This is a genomic window from Halomonas sp. BC04 (genome assembly GCF_000568385.1).
Window position 1 is genome coordinate 1 of record NZ_AZQX01000410.1, and the last position, 5,734, is coordinate 5,734.

At 64.8% G+C, this 5,734-nt stretch carries 6 protein-coding genes and 2 pseudogenes; 1 reads left to right on the forward strand and 7 read right to left on the reverse strand.

Annotation, left to right across the window (positions count from 1 at the left end; translation table 11 throughout):
• Positions 1-209: pseudogene (locus Q427_RS27145) on the forward strand (porphobilinogen synthase); the annotation flags it as partial.
• 51 nt (positions 210-260) lie between these two features.
• Here the strand turns inward: Q427_RS27145 and Q427_RS27150 are convergent.
• From Q427_RS27150 to ubiD, 7 genes and pseudogenes are all read right to left on the reverse strand, one after another.
• Positions 261-773, reverse strand: coding sequence for a DUF3087 family protein (locus tag Q427_RS27150; RefSeq protein ID WP_043518669.1), 513 nt, complete (start codon positions 771-773; stop codon positions 261-263).
• Between the two features lie 107 nt (positions 774-880).
• A pseudogene (locus Q427_RS27155) lies at positions 881-1,971 on the reverse strand (3-deoxy-7-phosphoheptulonate synthase).
• A 5-nt stretch (positions 1,972-1,976) separates the two neighbouring features.
• Positions 1,977-2,150, reverse strand: coding sequence for a hypothetical protein (locus Q427_RS32865; RefSeq protein ID WP_197030842.1), 174 nt, complete (start codon positions 2,148-2,150; stop codon positions 1,977-1,979).
• 344 nt (positions 2,151-2,494) lie between these two features.
• A complete protein-coding gene (locus tag Q427_RS35815; protein WP_269321241.1) occupies positions 2,495-2,620 on the reverse strand; it encodes a hypothetical protein in 126 nt (41 codons plus the stop codon).
• A gap of 97 nt (positions 2,621-2,717) precedes the next feature.
• On the reverse strand, positions 2,718-3,431 hold the full coding sequence (gene folM / locus Q427_RS27160; RefSeq protein WP_043518671.1) for a dihydromonapterin reductase: 714 nt from the start codon (positions 3,429-3,431) through the stop codon (positions 2,718-2,720).
• Positions 3,428-4,207 (reverse strand): NAD(P)H-flavin reductase, encoded by a 780-nt coding sequence (locus tag Q427_RS27165; protein ID WP_043518672.1) that lies wholly within the window; start codon positions 4,205-4,207, stop codon positions 3,428-3,430. The genes folM and Q427_RS27165 overlap by 4 nt, the downstream gene beginning before the upstream one ends.
• Positions 4,204-5,703: a 4-hydroxy-3-polyprenylbenzoate decarboxylase gene (gene ubiD / locus Q427_RS27170; RefSeq protein WP_043518674.1), complete on the reverse strand. Its 1,500-nt coding sequence runs from the start codon at positions 5,701-5,703 to the stop codon at positions 4,204-4,206. The genes Q427_RS27165 and ubiD overlap by 4 nt, the downstream gene beginning before the upstream one ends.
• Positions 5,704-5,734 lie beyond the last annotated feature (31 nt).

The window sequence follows — 5,734 nt, forward strand, 5'->3', positions numbered from 1 at the left end:
TGGTGCGGCGCATCAAGGACGAGCTCAAGGTACCCACCTACGCCTATCAGGTGAGTGGCGAATACGCCATGCACATGGCCGCCTTCGACAACGGCTGGCTGTCGGCCGACGAGGTGATCCTCGAATCGCTGACATGCTTCAAGCGCGCCGGCGCCGACGGCATCCTCACCTACTTCGCCAAGCGCGCGGCCCGGCTGCTCGCTCAGTAAAGCGGCCAGGAGCCTGTCGGATTTGACCGAAGCGTTAAGTCCGACAGGCTCCTAACTTCGCTTGAAGGCGGCCAGATCGTTCGGATCGAACCCATCCACCCGCTCGGCCATGCCCCGCTCTTCGCGCAGGCGCTTGATCTTCTGCCGCTCGGCGATGAGTTCGCCGTCATCGTCCATGGTGCGGCCGTTTAGCTCGGCCAGTTGAGCCATGCCCTGGTGGTAGAAGCTCATCAGGTTGAGGGCAACGTCATTGCCCTGCTCCGCCTCGCGACGCAGGGTGGAGAGGTAGCCGCTCACACGGGAGAGGTGATGCTTGAGCTGCCATACGTAACGCATCTCGGTCATCCAGGGGCGCTCGCGCAGTACGGCGAAGGTCAGGCTGGTGACGATCAAGCCCAGCAACACCCCCAGCGCATTGAGCCACAGGCTGGAGCCGAAGGTGGCAGTCAGCAGCTGGGAAAACACCAGGCCGAAGACGATCAACTGAGCGGCCATGGCCACGCTGATCAGGCGCGCCTTGCGACGGTAGGACTCCGGGTCATGGTGCTCGAAACGAAACGGCATCGGTGCCTCCTCTGCTTGGCTCGCGGCGGGAAAGGTCCGGATTATCCCGTCATTCACCGCCACGGGTACAGGCAAAGAGACCAGGCCGGCATGGACAGTCTGCCGGTTCAAGCCGAGCGCAGCTGCTCCGCGGCCTCCAGCAGCAGCGATTCGGTGGCTTCCCAGCCCAGGCAGGCATCGGTCACCGACACGCCGTAACGCAGGGTCGCGGGCTCGAGAGCCTGCCGCCCTTCCTCCAGGTGACTCTCCAGCATCAGCCCATCAGTGAGGTCTCGCCGGCCAGGCGCTGCGCCAGCACGTCGTGCAGCACCTCGCCCTGGCGGCGATGGTCCTTGCATGCATTGGCGTGGCTGCAGTCGACCATCAGGCGCGGCGTCAGCCCGGCGGCTTCCAGCGCCTGGCGACAGGCACGCACCGAATCCGCGTCGTGGTTGGGGCCTCCATTGCCGCCGCGCAGTACCACATGCGTGTGGGGGTTCCCGGCGGTCTCGCGCACCACAGGGCGACCGTCGGCGGCAAGGGCGAAGTGCTGGTGGGGGTGCGCCGCCGCCCGCATGGCGTCCAGGGCGACCTTGACGTCCCCGCTGGTGGCATTCTTGAAGCCCACCGCCGCCTCCAGGCCACTGGCAAGCTCACGATGCAGCTGGGATTCGGTGGTGCGTGCGCCGATGGCGACCCAGGCCAGCAGGTCATCCAGGTAGGGGGCGAGCATCGGTTGCAGCAGCTCGGTGGAAACCGGCAGGCCGAGCGAGGCGATATCACACATCAGCTGGCGCGACAGCTGAAGGCCGCGGGCCATGTCGCCGGTGCCGTCAAGGTCGGGATCATAGGCAAGCCCCTTCCAGCCCACCGTGGTGCGCGGCTTCTCCACGTAGACGCGCATCACCGGCAGCAGGCGATCCGATACCCTGGGCGCCAACTCGGCCAGGCGTTGCGCGTACTCCAGCGCCGACACGGGATCGTGAATCGAGCAGGGGCCAACCACGACCAGTAGCCGGTCATCATGGCCCTGCAGGATGTCATGGACGGCCTGGCGCTGGGCCTGAATCCGCTCAGCCAGTTGCGGGTCCAGCGGGAGACGGTGACGCAGTTCACCTGGGGTCGGCAGCGTCATCTCGGTCCGGCTGGTATCGGCGACGAGATCAAGCTCGGCAGGGTTGTCGGGCAGGCGCTCGGCAAGGGAAGAGTGGGCATTCATGGTCATCAACTCCGTGAGATCGGCAAACATCGTGACGTATTCTTGCCACCGGCAATCTCACGGTCGGAGGTGGCGCACTGAGCCGACCGCGTAGCGCTAAATCGCCAGCCATAGCCCCAGCCATAATAGTCCTGGCGGTTCCGGGCGTAGGTGGCAAAGGCGCTGATGCGTGCGGTCATGGTGCGTCTCCTGTCATTGCTGCGTTGCAAACGATAGTGTTCGGGGCTGCAAAACGCAAAACCCCCGGGCGGGTTGCCGACCGGGGGTTTCTGGTGGGAGGCAACCCGGTTAGGGTGTGCCTTCGCGGCGGTGTCCTAGGACCCGGCCGCCGGCACACCGGCGCTAAACCAGTACCAATACTGACCACCCAACTGACCACCCAAACCCAACCCGCACGACTTCACAGCGCCGGAGACGCGGTTGAAGAAGCGGCTGGATTGAGCAAGGCTCGGTGTCATGGTCATCTCCCTGAATTCTGCTTTCATCGTGCCGCATCGCGGCAACCTTGGCAAGTCCGGTTCCTTCAATGACTGAAGACCCGAGCGATGCCAATGATCAGCGGCAGGCAGTTCAGCGCCAGAACCAGCGCCAGCGGTATCAGCCACAGCAGGCCGCTCTCGTCATGGTAGGTCGAATCTTGTGCCGTCATCCTGTCGCTCCTTGTCCCTTATGCTACCCGCCTTGCTGCCATCTGCCTGATGGACACTTCGGGAGGCTCCTGGATGGATACCTTCGATGATGTCAGTCTAGCGAAGATGGCGGCCGCCATCGAGGGGCAGGGTAATCCCGGTGACATAGCGATTGTCGAGCAGGTAACGCAGGCTCTGATAGAACACCCCCGGCCCCGGTACCATGCCCATCGCCGACTTGGCTCTCGCCTTTTCAACGTAGGCGGCATCGTCACCCTCATTGAGCATGATCAGCGCCGGGGCAATGGCATTCACCTGGATCGAGGGGGCATACATGGCCGCGAACGAGAGCGTCAGGTTCTCCAGCCCCGCCTTGGTCGCAGTATAGGCGGCGTGCTTCCTCGAGCCTTTCTGTACCACGTAGTCAGTGATATGCACGATATCGCGCTGGGGCTCCCCGCAGGCCTCCAGCAGCTCATGGCAGTGCAGGTTGATCAGGTAGGGGGCCTGCATATGGATGCGAAACAGCCGCTCGAAGGTCGCGCCGGCCTGGTCGTCGGCCGAGTCCGGCGCCCAGTCGCTGGCATTGTGCACGATAGCCCTCAGCGACGAGGTCTCGACCTTGAGGCGAGCGATGAAGTCGAGAATACCCTCCTCGGTGGAGAAGTCCGCCTGGAGTGTCACGATGCCGCGTTCACGCAGCGCCGCCAGCGCTTCGCGCTCACGACGATAGCTGATGATCACGGGATGCCCGTCCTCGGCCAGCCGTTCGGCGCAGTGGCGCCCCAGGCGCTGGGCGCCGCCAGTGATCAGGATCGGCGAGGCGCTCACCGGCCGCCCTGCCGCTTGAGCACGCCGGCCGTGGGTACCAGGGGCTGACGCGGCGCATAGGCGAAGACATCCGAGAAGACCCGGGAGGCGCTGAGCCCCAGCGAGGCCAGCACGTCGACGCAGGCGTAGACCATGCCCGGCGATCCGGAAAGGTAGACGTCATGGTCGGAAATGTCGTCGAGCGCCTCGGCCAGCGCCTGGTCGATGCGCCCCAGATGGCCGATGACCCGCACTCCGTCCACCGGCGTCTCCGGCGCCACCTCGGTGACCACATGGAAGCGGACATTGTCGTGGCTCTCGGCCCACGCCCGCGGCAGGCTCTCGAGGTAGAGATCACGCCGTTCACGCGCCGCCCACCACAGGTCAATGGGCCGCTGCGGGGATTCGTGCAGCGAGGCCTCGACGATGGCCTTCATCTGAGCGAAGCCGGTACCGGCGGCAACCAGCAGCAGCGGCCGCTGGCTGGTGCTGTCCAGCACGCAGTCGCCCCCCGGCATGCGCAGCGTCAAGTGGTGGGCAACCACGACCAGGTCGCGCAGGCGGTCCGAGTTCTCACGCTCGGGCCAGTGCTGGATATGCAGTTCCAGGGTGCCATCACCGCCATGGGCATTGGCAATGGAGAACGGCACCCAGGTCTCCTCGTCCAGTGCCAGCTCAAGATACTGGCCAGGGGCGTGGGCCATCGCCTCGGGCCGCCCCTCCAGCCGGACGCGGAAAACGTCGGGAGTGAGATCCTCCACTGCTGTCACCTGACAGGTCAGGGTCCTTGCCGTCATGAATGCCTCTTGTCATCAGGGTTGGTGGGTAGTGCGATACCCAATTCGTTCCAGCGCTCGCTGACGCGGACCTTGACGGCCTCGTCCATGACGATGGGCGTGCCCCACTCTCTATCGGTTTCGCCGGGCCACTTGGCAGTGGCGTCCAGCCCCATCTTGGAGCCCAGACCCGCCACCGGGGAGGCGAAGTCGAGGTAGTCGATGGGAGTGTTCTCCACCAACACGGTGTCCCGGGCCGGGTCCATCCGCGTGGTGATGGCCCAGATCACGTCCTTCCAGTCGCGGGCGCTGACGTCGTCATCGAGCACCACCACGAACTTGGTGTACATGAACTGGCGCAGGAAACTCCACACTCCCATCATGACTCGCTTGGCGTGGCCCGGGTACTGCTTCTTCATGGTCACCACCGCCATGCGATAGGAACAGCCCTCCGGGGGAAGATAGAAGTCGGTGATCTCGGGAAACTGCTTGCGCAGGATCGGCACGAACACTTCGTTGAGTGCCACGCCGAGAATAGCCGGCTCGTCCGGTGGCCGACCGGTGTAGGTTGAGTGGTAGATGGCGTCTTTGCGCATGGTCATGCGGGTGACCGTGAAGACCGGGAACTCGTCCACCTCGTTGTAGTAGCCGGTGTGATCGCCGTAGGGGCCTTCCGGCGCGGTATCGTCCGGGTAGATGAAGCCCTCCAGGATGATCTCCGCCGATGCCGGCACCTGAAGATCCGCATGCCCGCACTTGACCAGCTCGGTGCGAGAACCGCGCAACAGACCGGCGAAGGCGTATTCGGAGAGCGAATCCGGCACCGGCGTCACCGCGCCAAGGATGGTGGCCGGATCGGCGCCCAGCGCCACCGCCACCGGGAAGGGCTCGCCCGGGTTCGTCTGCTGGAACTCCTGGAAATCGAGCGCACCACCCCGGTGGGATAGCCAGCGCATGATCAGCCGGTTCCGGGAAAGCTTCTGCTGGCGGTAGATGCCAAGGTTCTGGCGCTTCTTGTGTGGCCCGCGGGTGACCACCAGCGGCCAGGTCACCAGGGGGGCGACATCGCCAGGCCAGCAGTGCTGGATCGGCAAGCGGCCCAGATCGACGTCGTCGTCCTCATAGATGAGCGCCTGGACCGGGGCCGAGCGCACCGTCTTCGGGCCCATGCTCATGACCTGCTTGAAGATCGGCAGTTTATCCCAGGCGTCGCGCATGCCCTTGGGCGGGTCGGGTTCCTTGAGGAAGGCAAGCAGCTTGCCCACCTCCCGCAGCGCCTCGACGCTATCCTGCCCCATGCCCAGGGCGACCCGATGCGGGGTACCGAACAGGTTGCCCAACAAAGGCATGGTGTGACCCTTGACGTTCTCGAACAGCAGCGCCGGGCCGCCGGCGCGCAGGGTGCGATCGCAGATCTCGGTGATTTCCAGGTAGGGATCGACCTCGGCCGAGACTCGCACCAGCTCGCCCTGGGCCTCCAGCGCGGCGATAAAATCCCGTAGATCCTTGTATTTCATGAACCAATCCTATCCCGTTTCCCGAACGACG